Source organism: Campylobacter showae (genome assembly GCF_900699785.1).
GTDB classification, from domain to species: domain Bacteria; phylum Campylobacterota; class Campylobacteria; order Campylobacterales; family Campylobacteraceae; genus Campylobacter_A; species Campylobacter_A showae_D.
Genome location: NZ_LR535679.1, coordinates 252,956 through 270,379 on the forward strand (window position 1 = coordinate 252,956; position 17,424 = coordinate 270,379).

General features: G+C 46.1%; 21 protein-coding genes. 11 read left to right on the forward strand and 10 right to left on the reverse strand.

Features of this window, described 5'->3' with window-relative positions; translation table 11 throughout:
• Positions 1–6: 6 nt before the first annotated feature.
• From E4V70_RS01185 to E4V70_RS01215, 7 genes are all read right to left on the reverse strand, one after another.
• Positions 7–681: a response regulator transcription factor gene (locus tag E4V70_RS01185; protein WP_122863077.1), complete on the reverse strand. Its 675-nt coding sequence runs from the start codon at positions 679–681 to the stop codon at positions 7–9.
• A gap of 91 nt (positions 682–772) precedes the next feature.
• The gene (locus tag E4V70_RS01190) at positions 773–1,372 is read right to left on the reverse strand and encodes a LysE family translocator (protein ID WP_122863078.1); all 600 of its coding nucleotides are present in this window, start codon (positions 1,370–1,372) and stop codon (positions 773–775) included.
• Between the two features lie 348 nt (positions 1,373–1,720).
• Positions 1,721–2,212, reverse strand: coding sequence for a YfbM family protein (locus tag E4V70_RS01195; protein WP_122863079.1), 492 nt, complete (start codon positions 2,210–2,212; stop codon positions 1,721–1,723).
• A gap of 65 nt (positions 2,213–2,277) precedes the next feature.
• Positions 2,278–2,637 (reverse strand): DsrE/DsrF/TusD sulfur relay family protein, encoded by a 360-nt coding sequence (locus E4V70_RS01200; protein WP_122863080.1) that lies wholly within the window; start codon positions 2,635–2,637, stop codon positions 2,278–2,280.
• A 483-nt stretch (positions 2,638–3,120) separates the two neighbouring features.
• On the reverse strand, positions 3,121–4,167 hold the full coding sequence (locus tag E4V70_RS01205; RefSeq protein ID WP_122863081.1) for a type II asparaginase: 1,047 nt from the start codon (positions 4,165–4,167) through the stop codon (positions 3,121–3,123).
• 83 nt (positions 4,168–4,250) lie between these two features.
• Positions 4,251–4,586 carry a branched-chain amino acid transporter permease gene (locus tag E4V70_RS01210; protein WP_122863082.1) on the reverse strand — a complete coding sequence of 112 codons (336 nt, stop codon included), beginning with the start codon at positions 4,584–4,586 and terminating at the stop codon, positions 4,251–4,253.
• Positions 4,583–5,245 (reverse strand): AzlC family ABC transporter permease, encoded by a 663-nt coding sequence (locus E4V70_RS01215; protein ID WP_122863083.1) that lies wholly within the window; start codon positions 5,243–5,245, stop codon positions 4,583–4,585. Before E4V70_RS01215 ends, E4V70_RS01210 begins: the two co-directional genes overlap by 4 nt.
• Positions 5,246–5,376: 131 nt before the next feature.
• Between E4V70_RS01215 and E4V70_RS01220 the strand changes: the two genes are divergently transcribed.
• Positions 5,377–5,934: a hypothetical protein gene (locus E4V70_RS01220; RefSeq protein ID WP_122863084.1), complete on the forward strand. Its 558-nt coding sequence runs from the start codon at positions 5,377–5,379 to the stop codon at positions 5,932–5,934.
• Between the two features lie 137 nt (positions 5,935–6,071).
• On the opposite strand, the gene E4V70_RS10650 is transcribed toward E4V70_RS01220, so the two are convergent.
• Complete coding sequence (locus E4V70_RS10650) at positions 6,072–6,212, reverse strand: hypothetical protein (RefSeq protein ID WP_163026462.1); 141 nt, start codon at positions 6,210–6,212, stop codon at positions 6,072–6,074.
• A gap of 107 nt (positions 6,213–6,319) precedes the next feature.
• Here E4V70_RS10650 and E4V70_RS01225 point away from each other — a divergent pair, with 107 nt between their 5' ends.
• From E4V70_RS01225 to E4V70_RS01230, 3 genes are all read left to right on the forward strand, one after another.
• Positions 6,320–6,463: a helix-turn-helix domain-containing protein gene (locus tag E4V70_RS01225; protein WP_163026463.1), complete on the forward strand. Its 144-nt coding sequence runs from the start codon at positions 6,320–6,322 to the stop codon at positions 6,461–6,463.
• 54 nt (positions 6,464–6,517) lie between these two features.
• The gene (locus E4V70_RS10655) at positions 6,518–6,679 is read left to right on the forward strand and encodes a hypothetical protein (RefSeq protein WP_163026464.1); all 162 of its coding nucleotides are present in this window, start codon (positions 6,518–6,520) and stop codon (positions 6,677–6,679) included.
• Between the two features lie 127 nt (positions 6,680–6,806).
• Positions 6,807–7,592, forward strand: a complete 786-nt coding sequence (locus tag E4V70_RS01230; RefSeq protein WP_122863086.1) for a tetratricopeptide repeat protein — start codon at positions 6,807–6,809, stop codon at positions 7,590–7,592.
• Positions 7,593–7,732: 140 nt separating this feature from the next.
• On the opposite strand, the gene flgG is transcribed toward E4V70_RS01230, so the two are convergent.
• Together flgG and E4V70_RS01240 are read right to left on the reverse strand one after the other, a co-directional pair.
• Positions 7,733–8,521 (reverse strand): flagellar basal-body rod protein FlgG, encoded by a 789-nt coding sequence (flgG, locus tag E4V70_RS01235; protein WP_122863087.1) that lies wholly within the window; start codon positions 8,519–8,521, stop codon positions 7,733–7,735.
• A 568-nt stretch (positions 8,522–9,089) separates the two neighbouring features.
• On the reverse strand, positions 9,090–9,902 hold the full coding sequence (locus tag E4V70_RS01240; protein ID WP_122863089.1) for a flagellar hook-basal body protein: 813 nt from the start codon (positions 9,900–9,902) through the stop codon (positions 9,090–9,092).
• Positions 9,903–10,168: 266 nt separating this feature from the next.
• Here E4V70_RS01240 and rpoD point away from each other — a divergent pair, with 266 nt between their 5' ends.
• From rpoD to E4V70_RS01275, 7 genes are all read left to right on the forward strand, one after another.
• Complete coding sequence (gene rpoD, locus E4V70_RS01245; protein WP_269472433.1) at positions 10,169–12,076, forward strand: RNA polymerase sigma factor RpoD; 1,908 nt, start codon at positions 10,169–10,171, stop codon at positions 12,074–12,076.
• 359 nt (positions 12,077–12,435) lie between these two features.
• The gene (locus E4V70_RS10865; RefSeq protein WP_232037797.1) at positions 12,436–12,852 is read left to right on the forward strand and encodes a hypothetical protein; all 417 of its coding nucleotides are present in this window, start codon (positions 12,436–12,438) and stop codon (positions 12,850–12,852) included.
• 200 nt (positions 12,853–13,052) lie between these two features.
• Entirely contained in the window at positions 13,053–14,087 is a 1,035-nt protein-coding gene (locus E4V70_RS01255; RefSeq protein ID WP_122863091.1) for an ABC transporter substrate-binding protein, read from the forward strand.
• Positions 14,084–15,061, forward strand: coding sequence for a FecCD family ABC transporter permease (locus tag E4V70_RS01260; RefSeq protein ID WP_122863092.1), 978 nt, complete (start codon positions 14,084–14,086; stop codon positions 15,059–15,061). The genes E4V70_RS01255 and E4V70_RS01260 overlap by 4 nt, the downstream gene beginning before the upstream one ends.
• A complete protein-coding gene (locus tag E4V70_RS01265; RefSeq protein ID WP_122863093.1) occupies positions 15,045–15,818 on the forward strand; it encodes an ABC transporter ATP-binding protein in 774 nt (257 codons plus the stop codon). The genes E4V70_RS01260 and E4V70_RS01265 overlap by 17 nt, the downstream gene beginning before the upstream one ends.
• A gap of 375 nt (positions 15,819–16,193) precedes the next feature.
• On the forward strand, positions 16,194–16,814 hold the full coding sequence (locus E4V70_RS01270; RefSeq protein WP_122863094.1) for a hypothetical protein: 621 nt from the start codon (positions 16,194–16,196) through the stop codon (positions 16,812–16,814).
• Positions 16,815–16,883: 69 nt separating this feature from the next.
• The gene (locus E4V70_RS01275; RefSeq protein ID WP_122863095.1) at positions 16,884–17,261 is read left to right on the forward strand and encodes a rhodanese-like domain-containing protein; all 378 of its coding nucleotides are present in this window, start codon (positions 16,884–16,886) and stop codon (positions 17,259–17,261) included.
• Positions 17,262–17,424: the final 163 nt, after the last annotated feature.

Below are 17,424 nucleotides of genomic sequence, written 5' to 3' on the forward strand. Positions count from 1 at the left end.
TGCCCCTCACTCGTAAATTTCACCCTTATAGCCGATGCCGCGCACCGTAGCTATCTCAAAGTCCGTGCAGTTTTCTAGCTTGCGGCGTAGTTTTTTTACGTGCGTATCGACCGCGCGCTCGTCGCTATCCGTGTCGTAGCCCCAGATTTCTTGCATGACTTCTAGGCGAGTGAAAATTTTGCCCGGGTTTGAGAGCAGTAAAAAGAGCAGATAAAACTCCTTTGGCGCGAGCTCTACGGCCTCACCGCCGATTTTTAGGCTAAGAGCCGCATAGTCTAGCTCGGAGTTTTTAAACTTCAGCCGCTTGCCGCTAGCGATCTTGGCTCGGCGCAAAAGCGCGTTTATGCGTAGCGTCATTTCTTTTAAATTTACGGGCTTGCTCATGTAGTCGTCCGCCCCCGTGACAAAGCCTTTCTCCATGCCCTCCATGCCGCTTTTTGCCGTTATCATGAGCACCGGCAGCGACTCGTCTAGTAGTTTGATTTGTTTGGTTAGCTCGTATCCGCTAAGCCCGGGCATCATGATATCGGTGATCACAAGATCGGCGCGCTCGCTCTCTAGTAGCTGCAAAGCCTGGCGCCCGTCAAAAGCCGCAAGCGGAGAAAAGCCTTCCTGGGCGAGCTTTAGGCAGATGATTTTATTTAAATTCTCGTCATCCTCGGCGACTAAAATTTTAAACATTTATTTTCCTTAAATTTGCCCCGAATTTAACGGGCAAGGCGATAAATTTTGTCCTATTTTATCAAATTTAACGAGAAATCGGCGGGTAAATTTAGCGAAGCATCATCAAAACGCCGATGACGCAGATAATGGCGGCCGTAAAAATCTCTAAAAGCCGCAGATGAGTTTGCAAAAATTTCTTTAGTATCGCTCCGCCCAGAGCATAGATGCTAAGCGAGCAAAACTCGATAAAAACGAGCATAACCGTGATAGAGAGTATACGAGGCAGGCTAAAAGGATCGTTCGCGTCCAAAAAAGTCGGCAACAAAGCCGATAGAAAAATCCACGCCTTAGGATTTGAGATGCAGACCACGGCGCCGTTTAAAAACATCTGCTTTTTACTCGGCAGCTGCGAGACCTTCGTGATGCTAAGCTGCCCCTTGCTAAAAAACAGCATAGCGCCCAGATACAGCAGATAAAGCCCCGCGATGACGTTTAAAACCTTAAACGCGAAACTATAATGCGCCAAAACGGCGCCCACTCCCAGCATACAGCAAATACCTACTAAGGCCAGAGAGGCGAGCTGGCCCGACATCATCGGCAGCGCGCGCACGTAGCCTAGGCTCATGCCGATACTCATCGCGTAGGTCATGTTGATGCCCGGCATCAGGCTGATGGGGAAAAACGTAACGGCAAAAAGTAGGTAGTTCATAAAGCGCCTTAAATTTTAAAGAAATAGTAAATCAAATTTTATAAATTTAAGATAAAAAACGGCGGCCAAACGGCGGAAATTTAGCAAAATTTGCTTGAGGAGTCGTTTGTGTTTTTGGGTCGCGGCGCGAAATTTGTTTTTTGTGCGCGGGCGGGAAATTTACCTGGCTTTGCGGCGACTTTTGCTTGCGTTTTTTGAGGCGCAGAGAGTAAATTTAGCAAGCAAATCTCTAAGCGCGCAAATTTAAACCCGCAAATTTGACTTTATCCGTGCGGGCTTAAATTTACCCCGAAAAACGGCCCTAAAGCCAACCGACCGTTTAGCTGGTTTTGCGGTAAAATTTAGAAATTACGCTATCACTATCAGCACGCCAAGGCCTTTGCCCGCGGCATTTTGATAAAAGCTCAAAAGCCCGTTAAAATGCTCTTTTAGCTCGGCTTTGATATCCTCAAATTCACTCTCGTACTCCCATATCTCGGGATAGGTGCCCGCCTTGCCGAAGCCCGTAAAATTTACGTTTGCTAAAAGCGCGCCGATGTCGGTGCTCTGCATCGCTTTGGCTACGGCTTTTACGTCATCTGCGTCCACGTAAGATACAGCCTCGCTTCCTTCCTCGCCAGCCATGCCGCGCCCAAATATAGCCCAGCTAAGCGGATTAGGCGTCGTGAAAATCTCGCCCGCGCTCATCGCTTCAAACATATTTTTACCCGTTAGCGTTTTATGCATCGCATCCCACATTTTATCCAGGTCGTATTCGTCCAGCGCCTCGCCGTCGCCGCCGTTTTTTATCGCCTCGATATCATCCTGAACATAAGCGTAGTAGTGCGCGCTCATTCCCATTTTCGCTCCTTAGTTAAAATCAAATAAAGTCTCAAATTTAAGGCAAATTTGCCGCTAGCGACGGACTAAAAAGTCATCACCTGATCGCACTCCGCGACCCAGCTAGCAAGGATATCCATGCTGCCTTTTATCTCGCTATCAAAATACGGCTCTCCCGCGTGCAGACCGCATCTAGCCTCGCAGCTACCGCAGACTTTTAGCGCTACGCCGTTTGCGTGTAGCTCTTTTAGTTTCGCCACGAGATCAAAGTCGTAGTTTTCGGGCTTTTGCGTGCTATTTCGCGCAAGATCTACAGCGTCGTTCATCAGAAATATCCTGACGTATTCGCCCCTGTTTTTGAGCGCTCCTGCTAACCGCAATGCATTATACGCGTTGTCTGTGCCGTTATACGGCTTATTTGTGAGGATGAGTAGAAATTTTTTCATTTTGTGCTCCTTTTGCTGCTTTTACTAGCTTTACTTAAAAACCTTGCCTTTGCGGCGCCGCTAGTTTTTGCGGTACAAACAGTGCAAATTTTAGCTAAGTTGTGCGTAAAGTATCTTAAATTTGAGCTCAAATTTGAAATAAATTCGTCGCAGTAAAAGCCGCCGAAAAATGAAATTTATAAAAGAGACGGCGGACCGTAAATTTAGCAAATCCGCCGTAATATTAAATAAGTGAAAGTATCGCAAAGCTAGGCGAGGCGAATTTTGCTTCGCGAATGAGGCGGGCTTATCGTTCGCCTTAGTGAAGCGAAGTAAAATTCAACGATGCATAGCAATGCGAGACGCCGCACAAAAATAAAACGCAAGTATCGCGAGATGATTTTGAGAGTTGTGCAGAAATTTTAAGTCAAGGCTAGACACGTAGTCTGCCGCAGACTTAAAATTTCAAATCTCTCTCAAAAGCGCCCGCGAGACGCCGTGCGCTTAGTGAGTTAGGAAAAGCTCCTGGATCTTAGCCTTATCCGTAGTCTGCGTAAGCGCAAGCATCAAGAGCACTCTAGCTTTTTGCGCGTTTAGGTTGTCGCTAGCTAAAAAGCCGTATTTGCCGTCGTCTACCTCGCCGTTTAGCGTGGTCTCGCCGCTACCTACGCGTGAGTCGCGCACTACCACTACCCCGCCTTTGACCGCTTCGCCTAGAGCCTCAAGCGCGCTTGGAAATGGATTTCCGTTACCCATGCCTGCATTTACGATGCCTTTAGCTCCGTTTTTGACGGCTAAATTTACGAAGTCCGGATTGTCGTTTGAGTGACTGTAGATGATATCTACTCTTGGAAGCTCCTTAATCTTCGTGATGTCAAATGCCGAATTTACGGTGTGTTTGCGAACCGGATTCATATAAAATTTGACGTTGCCGTAAAACACGGTGCCGATCTTGCCGCTGTTTGGAGATTTAAATGTATCGACCGCGGTAGTGTTGGTTTTAGTTACCTCTCTAGCCGCGTGGATCTCGTCGTTCATCACGACTACTACGCCCTTGCCTGCGGCTTCTTTGCTCATCGCGACGTTTACGGCGTTAAAGATATTTAGAGGGCCGTCCGCGCTTAGCGAACCGCTGTTTCTCATAGCACCCACCATAACGATAGGTTTATCGCTTTTGACGACTAAATTTAGAAAATACGCCGTCTCCTCCATCGTATCGGTTCCGTGCGTGATGACGACGCCGTCGGCCTTGCCGCTAGTTAGCAGCTCGTTTACTCTGTTTGCGAGCTTAAACCAAACTTCGTTATTCATCTCTTGAGAGCCGATGTTTGAGATCTGCTCGCCTTTGATGGTCGCTATCTTGTTGATTTCAGGTACCGCGGCGATCAGTTTATCGACCGTAACGGTTCCAGAGGTATAGCTCGTATCAAGAGCACCAGAGCCGCTGCCGGCTATCGTGCCGCCAGTTGCCAAAATGTAAATCGTCGGCTTTGCAAAAGCCAAAGTCGCTCCTAAAAGCATGAAAATCACCGCCTTTACCGCAAAACGCATGTTTGCTCCTTGTATTGAGATGTTACTAGGATTTTAGCGTTTATTACTTAAATTTATTATTAATTCTTAATTTTTATTTTCAGTTAAATAATCCTAATAAGCGTCATATATATCGCCGTCGAAGCTGCGATACTAAGCAAGGTATTTTTAAATTTTAGATGAATCAAAACCGCGCTAAAAACGGCTAGCGCTTCGTTTAGTCCGTACGGATAAACGTCAAATTTGACGTCTCTTAGTCCGTAGCACACCAAGATAACCATTATCATCAGCCCCATGTGTCGCTCCACGGCGCTAAGCCACGGGCTAGGCTTATAGTTTTTGATGACGTAAAACGGCGCGGCGCGCGTCAAAAAGGTCGCAAACGCGCTTAGTAAAACGGCGGTAAATATAATCCACTCGCTAGAACTCACGCTTATCAAAGCTTATCCTTAAAAACTAAAATAAAAATAAAGCAAAGCGCCATCGAGCCTACCAGCATCGCTTTGACAGGCATGAGCGCTACGCCGGCGACTCCAAACAAGCACGCCGCGCCTAGCACCTTATAGTTTTTATCGTTTTTAAACATCTCCATCACGATCACGATAAAAAGCGCCGTGAGGCTAAACTCAAGCCCGCTCGTATCGACCTTTATCAGTCCGCCGGCTAAGCATCCGACCGCCGTTCCCGCCGCCCAGTAGAACCACGAGAGCAAATTTAAGCGCGTAAAAACATAGCTGCGCTCCGCCGCGTCCGTGATCTTAAGCGCCTTAAATATCGCAAAAGTTTCGTCCGTGAGAGTCGCGATATTAAAAAGGCGAAATTTGAGATCTTTGTACTCTTTTAAAAGCGCCAGCCCGTAAAAAGTATGACGTAAATTTACGAGGTAACTCACGATAAAAACTTCAAAAAGTCCCGTACCCGCACTAAAAAGCGATAGCATCATAAACTGCGCTGCGCCGCCGTAAGCTAGCGTGCTAAGAGCGATGGCGATAAAAGCGCTAACGCCCATGCTTTTAGCCAGTATCCCAAAAGCGACGCCGAGGGGAAAATAGCCCATAAATATCGGAACGCTAAGCTTAAAAACATAACTAAAATGCAAATTTTTTCCTTAATAAAAAGCGCGATGATAGCTAAAATTTTAAAAAATTTGGATAAAGGTGGGGAAATCGCCATACTAAATTCAATATATTTGCTATAATTTCTAGGATTAAGCGCTTTAAGGAGCAAATCGTGAATGCAAATTTTCAAGCTAAGACGAAAGAGTTGGATGAGAAATTTGCTGCTATCCCCAAGGGCGTGAAAAGGCGGTACGATAGGCATAGATTTATCAGGCGCGTGGTGATGCTGTTTTTGGCATTTTTACTTATCATTTTGACGTTTTCATCGCTTATTCCGCTGATTTCTACGCGATTTGAGGAATATATCAATGCCAATGTATCCGAAACCGTTTTATTTTTTGCCGTTATGATTTTGTCGGTCGGTTTAACTGCTTTTTATTTAAAGCTCGACCCGGTCAAAAAATACAGTATTTTTTTTATAAAAGATCAAGACGCTAGTCTAGTAGTTTTTACTTTTGAAAATATAGCCAGCTTGGCCTTGATTCTATTTCCCGTTTTACTGTTTTTATCTTCGGCAATGGGAGTCTCTCAAGATGAGTTAAACGGCGCGGGAACTTTATACGGAGTCGTCATAGCTCCGATTTGTATATTGGTTTTTCTCTTGTGTTATGCTCGTAATAAAGGCGAGTACGCTCTAAAAAACAAAGCTAACGGCTCCCAAACGGTATAAAATTTAGCGAAGCTAAAAATTGGGGCGAATGGAAACGATCTTGATCCGAAATTTTACTTAAGGCAAATTTTTGCACGCCGCCTTTAGAGCCAAATTTAGCCTGCACCGACCCAGCGCCGACGCAAGCTAAATCAAATTTAAGCCACCGCGTAGATCCTGATATCTGGAGCCTTCTCAAACAGCGGGCTAAGCTCACGCACGACGTCTTTTTCAAAAAGCTCGGTTTTAGATACGCGTTTGCGCCTGTACGCCATCAAAGCCGTGAAGCACCCGCACATCCTCGTCCGCGTATCAAAAGACCGTATTTTGCTTATTTACGCTACGCTACTTGTCGCTCACGACTTTGACCTAGGATATCAAATTTAAGCGACTTGACAGCAGGATTTTGGAGTATCTGCGCTCGTTTGGCGCCGACGACATCGCCGAACATTTGGGAACTTCGCGAAACGTCATAAACCGCGTCTTGCAAGATTTGAAAGATAAAAATTTGATCAAACTCGGACGCGGGAAAATCAAGCTGGTGAAGTGAAATTTGACCCGCTAAAATTTGACATTCAACGTAAATTTAAATCGGAGTAAATTTATGAAAAAACTAGTGTCGATACTCGCTTTTGCGGCGGCTATGCGTATGACGGAGAGCAAGTCAAATCCCGCAGTCGCCGAAATTTACGAGCGCGCTTGCAAAAACGGTAGCACAAAAGAGCGTACGCGTCTTGGCCGATTTATTACTACGGCGAAGGAGTAAAACAAGACTACTCAAAAGCCGCCAAACTCTACTAAAAAGCCTACGACAGGCGACAGTGAAGCGAATTTCTTTCGTTTTAAAGCTAAATTTTATAAAATAGCGTTAAATTTTTTATAGGAGCAAAAGCATGAAAAAAATAGTCATAGCGGTAGCTTGCGCGGCGGTTTTGTTTGGAGCGGGCGATGACGCAAAAAGGCTGCAAGACGCTTGCGACGGTGGAGATACAAGAAGCTGCTATAATCTGGGCGTTTCGTACGCAAACGGACAAGACGGCGCAGAGCAAGACTATAAAAAAGCTAGCGAGCTGTTTTTGAAATCATGCGAGATGGGAGACGCAAAGGGCTGCTATAACCTTGGATTTTCATACGAAAAAGGCCAAGGCGTAAAACAAGACTACAAAAAGGCCGGCGAGCTATACTCTAAAGCTTGCGATATGGGAGAGGCGCTAGGCTGCGGCAATCTGGGGCTTTTATACGAAAAAGGCCAAGGGGTAAAACAAGACCTTAAAAAAGCTAGCGAACTACACTCTAAAGCTTGCGAGATGGGGTATGCGGGAGGCTGCTATAACCTTGGGGTTTTATACATAGAAGGTCAAGGCGTAAAAAAAGACTATAAAAAGGCTAACGAGCTGTTTTCTAAGGCTTGCGATATGGACGATGCGGAGAGCTGCTACAATCTCGGCGTTTCATATCATGACGGTCAAGGCGTAAAACAAGACTACAAAAAAGCCGTTGAGTTGTTTTTTAAAGCTTGCGAGGCAGACTACGTAAAAGGCTGCTACAATCTCGGAGGCTCGTACTACAACGGCCAAGGCGTAAAGCAAGACCGCAATAAAGCAAGCGAACTATACGCTAAAGCTTGCGATATGGGCTTGAAACAAGGCTGCGATAATCACAAAATCCTAAGTAAATAAGAGTAGCGGGCTAGAACCGCTACGAAACGGCCAAATTTGAGCTAAATTTAGCCGTTTTTCACCGTAAATTTAAAAAGTCGCCTAGTCCCAAATTTGCAAATTTGAAAGACCGGGCGGCGTCAAATTTAGCCTATTTTAGGCTATCTCTTTAGACTATTTACGATCGAGAGCATATCGTCGCTCGTCGTGATCGCCTTCGAGTTTGCTTCATACGCGCGCTGACCCGTGATGAGGTCGGTCATCTCTTCGACCAGCTGGACGTTACTCATCTCTACAAATCCCTGCCTGATCGTACCCAGACCGTCCTGACCCGCCGTACCGACTACGACTTCGCCGCTAGAGCCCGTCGGCAGATAGAGGTTGTCGCCCATGGAGTGCAGGCCTGCAGGGTTGATAAAATTTGCTAGCTCGATGCGGCCTACCTGCGTCATCTCGGTGTTGCCCGGCTGCAGCACGGATACGGTGCCGTCGGTACCGACTGAGACCTGCGTTGCGTCGGCCGGGATAGTCATCTGCGGCTGGAGCACATAGCCGTCGGAGTTTACGATCGTGCCCTCGCTATCTAGCTTAAAAGCGCCGTTTCTAGTATACGCCGTCGTACCGTCCGGAAGCTGCACCTGGAAAAAGCCGTTACCCGCGATAACCATATCGAGGTTGTTACTCGTTTCCTTAAAATACCCTTGCGAAAATATCTTCGTTATCGCCGTCGGACGCGCGCCCAGACCCACCTCGATACCCGTCGGGCTTTTCGTCGTTTCGCTGATCGCCGTGCCTGCATACTCCATAACCTGATACATCAGATCGGCAAACTCGGCGCGGTTTTTCTTGTAGCCGATGGTGTTTACGTTTGCGATGTTGTGCGACGTGACGTCGATCTGGGTTTGTTGGGCGATCATACCGGTGGCGGCAGAATAAATAGACCTCATCATTTTCGTGTTTTCCTTTCTTAGCGCGTTGTATCTTGAGCGTATACTTCGTTGGTTTTTACTCGGCTTCGGTTACGTATCGCATATACGCGCCCTCGCCTCGCAAAAAAACCGCCTCGTCTCCACCTCAAGCTACTGCCGCTTATCTTTAGTATCAAATAAACGGCTCATCGCCTTTTACCATTGCAAAATATATTCCAAATTTGCAATCTTAAATTTTACGCTTTTGCGTAAAACCGTCGTCGCCCGTTTTTTATGTTAGGCAAGCGTCTAAATTTTACAAATTCGGCGCGATTTCTCGCATTTCTCAGGTATTTAGCAAAAGACGTTCCAAATTTGCAAATTTAGAAATTTGAAAATATTTTTGCGGAAGTATTTTGAATTTATATTAGCGGCAGGGGTTTTAATGTATAGCGATTTATGTTTATTAAAATTTAAAAACTTTAACGGAAATATCTTTGAGCGGATTTGCGAGCTGTGCAAATTTTTACGAGCAAGACTAGGCACGTAGCCTGTCGCCGCGAGTAAAAATTAAATCTCTCGCAAATACGTCAAAGAGATAACGCTAAATTTAGACTTTCGTGTTAGCGAGCTTACTTATAGCTTCCTGATTTAGATCATCCATATGCGACGTCATCATCTTTTGATACATCTCGACAAAGCGCTGCGTCTCGATGAGCCCGACCATCTCGGTCACGGCGTTTACGTTGGAGATTTGAGTGTATTTCCACGCGACCGCGTCTATCTCGCCGCCCACGTCTTCAAGCTCCTTTAAATTCGGCAAAACGTAGAGATTATCGCCCTCTTTGGTTAGATTTCGTATCTCTTTTGGCTGCGCGATATAAAGCCTAGCTAGCGGCTCCTCGTTTGAGTATAGAATGCCGTTTTTATCGGCGGAGAAGCGCTCGCCCTGCGGGATTTGGATGCCTTGAAAATTATTCGTAAAATAATCGCTCGGCAGCACCTTGTAGCCCTCTTTGGTTACCAAAAAACCGTCCTCGTCGAGATCAAACGAGCCGTTTTTGGTTAGACGCACGTCGCCGGGCTTTACCTCGACTAGGAAAAACAGATCCTCTCGCTTCATCGCAAAATCAAGGTCGTTGTTTGAAAATTTAAGCCCACCCTGACTAAAATCCACGTATTGCTCCGAGATTTGCGGCACCCTGTCGATAGTTCTGTTTAGAAATTTCGCCGCGTCTTTCGTGTGATTTTCTATCGGCAGCTCATCGCGATACTCTTTGAAAATCCTCTCAAAATCCCCCACCACGACGTCGTCGCGTTTAAAGCCGATAGTGTTTATGTTGGCTAGATTGTTTGCGATGACGTCTAGGCGGTTAAACTGCGTCACCATGGCGCCGGTTGCTTGGTAGTAGCCGTTGTTCATTTACTTGTCCTTATCTTACGCGTCGTATCTTAAACGCATACTTCGTTGGTTTTTTGCTCAGCTTCGGTTACGTATCATATATACGCGCCCTCGCCTCGCAAAAACCCGCCTCGTCTGCGTCATAAGCTACTTCCGCTTGCTTTATTGAGCGTTAAATAGCAACTTTCGTTCCAACTCAAATTTAATAAAATTTTCAGCAAATTTAGTCTACTCAAAAGCGCCCGAATGTTCGTATTTTTATTAATGTTTAAAAAAATTTGGGTATAATCCTCTTTTTCTACAAAAAGAAGGAATCCCAAATGAGTACCGCAAAAAAAGAGGCATTGTCGCTTATAGAAGAGCTTTTTAAAGAAAATGCCAAAGGCTATATCACTTACGAAAAACTAGTTAAATTCCTAGACAAAGCGCCGACCGCAGCAGTAGCAAAAAAGATAGAGTCGCTAGCTAAAGCAAATAAAATCCAGCTTATTACCTCAGCTGAAATCGCCAAAATGCGCAACATCGAAGACGCCAAAAAGCGCCGCGAGGAGCTAGCGAAGCTAGCCGACGATAGTCTAGAGGAAGAATTCGACCTCGCCAGTGAAACGGATCTACTCGAGTGGTCGCGCTCGGATAGCCCAGTGCGTATGTATCTGCGCGAAATGGGCCAAATCGCGCTACTAACCAAAGAAGAAGAAGTAGAAATCAGCAAAAAAATCGAGCTTGGCGAAGACATCATCATAGACGCATTTTGCTCGGTGCCCTACCTAATCGACTTTATCCTTGATTACAAAGAACCGCTTATCAACCGCGAACGCCGCGTAAAAGAGCTTTTTAGAAGCTTTGATGATGAGGGCGAGGAAGAAGGCGAAGAGGTAGAAGAAGAGGAAGAAATCGAAGAAGAAGGTGAAGAAGGCGAAGAAAAAGAAGCCAAGCCTAAAAAAAATAGCAGAAAAGACGATAAACGTACCGAAAAAGTAATCGAAAGCTTTAGAGCGCTCGAAAAAGCCAAAAAAGAGTGGCTAAAGACTGCAAATAAACAAAACGAAGTCGAGACGGAAGATGAGTTTTTAGCAAAGATAACTCTTGCGTTTAAAAAGAAAATCCTAAAAGACAAGCTGATGGACCTAGGGCCTACCAGCAAGCTCATAACCGAGATCGTAAAGTCGATGGAAACAGCGCTAAAGAGCGATGACGACTTCGACAAAGAGTTAAAAAGGCTTGAGTATAAGCTGCCGATGTTTAGCGACGAACTAAAGAAAAATCACAAGTCCATCTTAAAAGATATCATAAAGCTAAGCAAAGACGACATCATCGCTAGAGTGCCAGAGGCTACAATGGTCTCGACCTACGTGGAGATCAAAAAACTATTTGCGACCAAGGAAGCGAGCAAGAGCGGATTCAACCTCGATCCGATACTTTTAAAAGAAATTTTAGAGCAAATCAAGCGCGGCAAAAAGATATCCGACGAAGCAAAAGCTAGGATGGCAAAGTCAAATTTACGTCTAGTTGTGAGCATAGCCAAGCGCTACACAAACCGCGGCTTGCCGTTTTTAGACCTTATTCAAGAGGGCAATATCGGGCTAATGAAAGCGGTTGATAAATTTGAGTATAAAAAAGGGTATAAATTTTCAACCTATGCGACGTGGTGGATACGCCAAGCCATCAGCCGCGCTATAGCTGATCAAGCCCGCACGATACGCATACCTATCCATATGATAGAAACGATAAACCGTATCAATAAAATCAACCGCAAATACCTCCAAGAAGAGGGCAAAGAGCCTGATGTGAGCGTCATAGCGCAAGAAGTCGGACTAAGCATAGACAAAGTAAAACAGGTCATCAAAATCACGAAAGAGCCTATCAGCCTAGAAGCCCCTATCGGCAACGAAGAGGACGGCAAATTTGGGGATTTCGTCGAGGATAGAAGCTCTCTAAGCCCGATGGATCACATCCTAAAAAACGATCTAAAAGAGCAGATAGACGAGGTCCTAGACCAGCTAAACGAGCGCGAAAAAGCGGTTATCAGGATGAGATTCGGCCTGCTCGACGACGAGAGCGACCGCACGCTAGAAGAGATCGGCAAAGAACTAAACGTAACCCGCGAGCGCGTCCGCCAGATCGAAAGCTCTGCTATCAAAAAACTAAAACACCCAAAAGTCGGTAGAAAACTCAAAAACTACATCGAGGGCTAAATTTAGCCCTCCTTTTTCAACAGATTAACGCAAAAACCAACTATCAAATTTAAAGAAAAATCCAAAGGTGCAAAGATGGATCAGCAACTCCTAGCTGAGATAAAATTCCGCGGCATAACTTCTAATATTTTACTAATCGGCGGCTGTATGTCTATTTGGATTTTGTGCGAATTTTGCAGCCGCGTCTCGCTGGCTAGTTTCTTGACCGCCGTTTTTTTATTTGTCTTGTCTTTCTTGCGTCGATGATTTTTAAGCTTCTTGCCGCTAGAGAAATCTCCAAACTCTCCGCAAGCAAACTTTTTACCAAAACCTTCTCCGCGCTAGTCACGGCGGCGCTACTAGCGATTTTATGGCTATCTATGGCATTGTATTTGGTAAGTCAAGTCGGATTTGGCGCGGTAGAGTATGCTGCGGCGCAGATCGGAGGCTCTTTTGTCGACAATGCTTATTCTATAATCGGAGCAGTCGCAAATAGTTTTTTAAATACGCAAGGCACGCCCCTTACTATATTTCTTACCGTAGACTCCATTCTTACTATCTACTTTTGGCTTATGCTCGGCATTTCGTACTATCTGCTCGGCAAAGATACGCAGAACAGTGCTTTCTACATCTACTCAAGCTTAGCCTTTATGTGCATAGCGCTTCAGTTTATCGATTTTTCGTCCCTTAATGGTTTGGTATCTCCATATACGCTGCTTGCGGTAGCGCTTTTGATCCCGCTTTGCGAACTAGCGGCTTGGGCTAGGATCAAAAATATCGCTCTAGCGCAGCCCTAAAATTTAAAAATTTCAAATTTTATCACAGCCGCCATACTCGCCGTTTTGCTAAATTTTATCGAAAACGGCACTAGTATCGCCTCTCAAATTTTATGATAAATTCATCGCTATTTTTGTAATATACTAATATTTATTTATGAGCTAAAAGTGCTTATTTTAAGCCTATAAATAAATATAATTTTAAAACTTAAGGAAAAAACATGAGTAAAATTCACTCTTTCGCGCTAGCTCTTGCGCTGTGCGCTAGTTCGCTTTTTGCAGATCGCGTCGTAACCGATCAGCTAGGCCGCGACGTCACGCTACCGGACGAAGTTAAGCGCATAGTCGTGCTTCAGCACCAAAGCCTAAACGCGCTAAATGAGCTAAACGCGCTGGATAAGGTCGTCGGCGTGCAGGAGTCGTGGGAAAAGTCGCTCGGCAAAAACTATATCCGCCTAGCGCCGAGCCTAAAAGACATGCCGACCCCTGGCGATCTAAAGGTCATCAACTACGAAGCGGTGCTTAAGCTAAAGCCCGACGTCGTGATCGTCACTAACTACATCCCGCAAGAATACATCGACAAGATGAGCGAGCTCAAAATCCCCGTGATCGCCGTTAGCTTTCAGCGCAGCGACGCCGCCGATAAAGGCAAGCTAAATCCGACTTTCAAAGACGACGAGGCGGCCTACACCGAGGGCTTTTACGACGGAATCGAGCTTCTTGGCAAAGTTGCAAACCGCGAGAAAGAGGCCGCCGAGCTCATAAGTTTCGTCAAAAACTCGCAAGAGCAGCTAAAGGCTAAATTTAGCGACTTCATCGTGGATAAAAGACCTAAAATTTACATGGCAAATCCCGATCTCACGACCTATGGCAGCGGCAAGTACACGGGCATAATGTTTATGCGTGCAGGCGCGCAAAACGTCGCAGCAGAGAGTATCAAGGGCTACAAGCAAGTATCCGCCGAGCAAATTTTAGCGTGGGCGCCGCAGATGATCTTCGTGCAGGATCGCTACCCGCAGGTGCCTGCCGAGCTTAAATCCAACCCTCAGCTTGCAAATTTAAGCGCGGTCAAAGAGGATAAAATTTACATGATGCCCGAATACGCCAAAGCGTGGGGCTATCCGACTGCCGAAGCCATGGCGCTTGGCGAGTGGTGGCTAGCGATGAAGCTCTATCCGAAGCACTTTGACGAGGCGGAGTTTGACAAAAAAGTGGAGGAATTTTATCAAAAATTCTACCGCACGAGCTATAAATGAAATTTTCCGCCCTACTGCTGCTCTGGGTCCTGCTATTTGCGGTATCGCTGGGTACCGGGCAGTATCCAGTTGGCCTAGAGGAGACGGGTAAAATTTTACTCGGCTCCGCCGCCGACGAGACGGCAAAGAGCGTGGTGCTTGATATCCGCATCCCGCGCGCCCTACTTTCGAGCCTTTGCGGCGGGATCTTGGCGCTTAGCGGCCTTGCGCTTCAGGCGGTGTTTAAAAACCCGCTCGTAGGCCCGCACATCGTGGGCGTGAGCACAGCGGCGGCATTCGGCGGCGCGCTTTGCATTATGCTTGGCTTTGGCTCCTACTTTATCGTGGGTTTTGCCTTCTTTTTCGGGCTTGCGGCACTTTTTATGCTCTATTTTATCGCCAAATTCGTATCTCGCAGCGACGTCTTTTCGCTTATCTTAGCCGGCATCGTCATAAACGGCGTGTTTGCCGCGCTAACGAGCCTCGTGCAGTATCTAGCCGACAACGAAGACGTGCTGCCAAACATCATCTACTGGCTGCTTGGCAGCTTCGTGCGTGCAGACTACGACAAGCTCATCATGCTCGCCACCGTTTCGGCGCCCTGCGTCGCGGCGCTCATCGCGATGCGGTGGCGATTTAACCTACTTAGCCTCGAAGACGGCGATCTAAAGGTGCTGGGCGTAAACATCGTGCAGCTGCGCTCAGTCATCCTCATCGTCTGCACCCTGCTAGTCGCCGCACAGGTCAGCGTCAGCGGAAACATCGGCTGGATCGGACTTGTGGTGCCGCACGTCGCTAGGATGATATTTGGCAGCGACCACTTACGCTCGATGCCCGCTTGCTTCGTAGCTGGAGCCGTTTTTATGCTCGCTATCGACGACGTATCGCGCTCGATCAGCTCTAGCGAAGTGCCGCTTAGCATCATCTCCGCGCTCATCGGCAGCCCGATATTCGCCATCCTCTTAAAAAGGAGCGCCGATGCGAACAGAAGGTAGTTTGCTCTCCATCAAGGATGCGGGATTTTTCTACGAAGAGGGCAAATTTCTTTTTAGAAATTTGAGCTTTGAGATAAAGCGCGGTCAAATTTTAGCGATCCTGGGGCTAAATGGTCAGGGCAAAAGCACGCTGATGTCGTGCATGATGGGAATTTTAGGCCTCAAAGAGGGGCAGCTTTTTACGCAGGCGAAATTCGGCTTTTTGCCGCAAAGCTTTAGCGTGGCGTTTGATTACAGCGTGCAAGACATCGTGGCGATGGGGCGCGTGCGCGATATTTCGCTATTTTCAAAGCCGAGCAAACGCGACGTGCAGATCTGCCTGGACGCGCTTGAGAGCCTTGAAATTTCACATCTGAAAAACAAGCGCTTCAACTCGCTTTCAGGCGGTCAAAAGCAGCTCGTGCTCTTTGCCAGAGCGATCGCGAGCAAAAGCGAAATTCTGTTTTTGGACGAGCCTGCCAGCGCGCTTGATATCAAAAACCAAGATCGCGTGCTAAGTCTCATCGTAAATTTAAAGCAAAAAAGTAGCGCCGGCATCGTTTTTACCACGCATCAGCCAAACCACGCCCTTGCGGTCGCCGATCGCACGCTCATCTTAAAAGACGATCTTAGCTATGTTTACGGGCTCAGCGCCGAGGTTTTAAACGAGGAAAATTTAAACGCGCTCTACCGCGTGCGGATGAAAACGGCGGAATTTGACATAGAGGGCGAGCGGATACCCAGCATCACGCAAATTTTCAGCGCACAGGTGAAGTAGTTTTGGGGCTTTTAATCGGCAAATTTGCACTGTACGTAAAAATGTGCGTAAAATTTTATGTATTTTTGAAATTTACACGGAGTAAAATTTGCCGATTTTAAATTTATGTCGCTGTTTACGAGGTTTGCGTGATTTGCGGCATTTATTAAATTCCACGTAAGCCACCTAAATTTACACGGCGCTAAATTATATTTTACGCTCGCGGCTTTTCATTTTACGCGCTCAAATTTGACACAAACGATCTCTTTTGATGGCTCGCAACTTTGCTTTTTGTATTTTAGATCGCGATTATACGCCTGCCTACTTTGGTTAAATTTAATAAAAATTTTAAGCTTGTTTGTGTAAAATTTTTATTAGATTAATAAAAGACAAAACGTGCAAGAAAACTTCATAAGGCGCATAAGTACGGCAAGGGCGCTCGGTATGACGTCGGGGATTTTGGTTATTTTAAATTTGCTCTCGCAAGAGATGGTTTTGCCTAAAAGCCTCTTTGATATCGCAACGAGCGCGCGCGTAGCGATGTTGTTCGTCTCCGTTATCTGCCTTTACGGCGCGATATCAAAGGTAAACAAACTCGCAGGCGGAGGAGTGTTTAAGCTTTACCGCATTTTTATCGCCGTCTGTAGCGCGATGATTTTGCTAAGTTTTAGCGCGAACTACGCTCCCGCTAGTACGCACAAGGTCCTATTTTTCGTCATTTGCGGCACGGCTGTGCTTGCGTTTTTACTTTGGATAAAGATAAATTTTAAACTCGGCGCCGTAACGCAAAACGCCCTATTTTCAGGCTACGCAGTGCTTTGCGTGATCGGTACTTTTATCGCTGCGGCGCTAAAGCTTTTACTAACCAAAGCCCTGCGCGATCCCTACCCTATCGAGCTTGCGGTGCTTGGTATCTACCTGGCGTTAGGGTTTATCTACGTGCTTGCCTGGTCGAGAGTGGATTACGTCGAAAATCGCAAAGAAAGTAGGCTAATTAAAAATCGAAAAATAAAATAGTAGCTTTTTTGTAATAATTTATTTAAATTTTAGAGCTAATATTCACGCCGTCAAATTTAAGGAGAGAAAATGAGAAAAATTTTACTTTTAGGAGCGGCGGCGGCGATGGCTTTTGCAGAAATTTCTACGGTTCAAGTTAGCCCAGAGGCGATCAAAAACTACGAGCAGATCGTAGATATCAGGACGCCTGCTGAATGGATGGAAACGGGCGTGATAAAGGGCGCAAAGACTATTACTTTTAACGCAACCGATAAAGAGGGATTTTTGAGCGAGCTTAAAGCCAATGTCGATCTAAAAAAACCGGTCGCGCTCATATGCAGAAGCGGACGCAGAAGCGCTGCAGCGGCGATGATGATAGATTCGCCGGAACTAAATATAATAAATCTTGACGGCGGTATGGGCAGCCTCATAAATCAAGGCTACGAAACCGTACCGTATCAAAAATAATCCGAGCTTTTACATTAAAATTTCATCCGTTAGGCTTAAATTTGCGTTAAATTTTAAGTTTGGCGGAGCCGATCTGTGCTCTACTCGCGCGTAAGACGGCGGTAAATTTTAAACTCGCCGCCGTATTTAACGCAGAAAAAACTTGCCGCCGTTTCTTATAAAA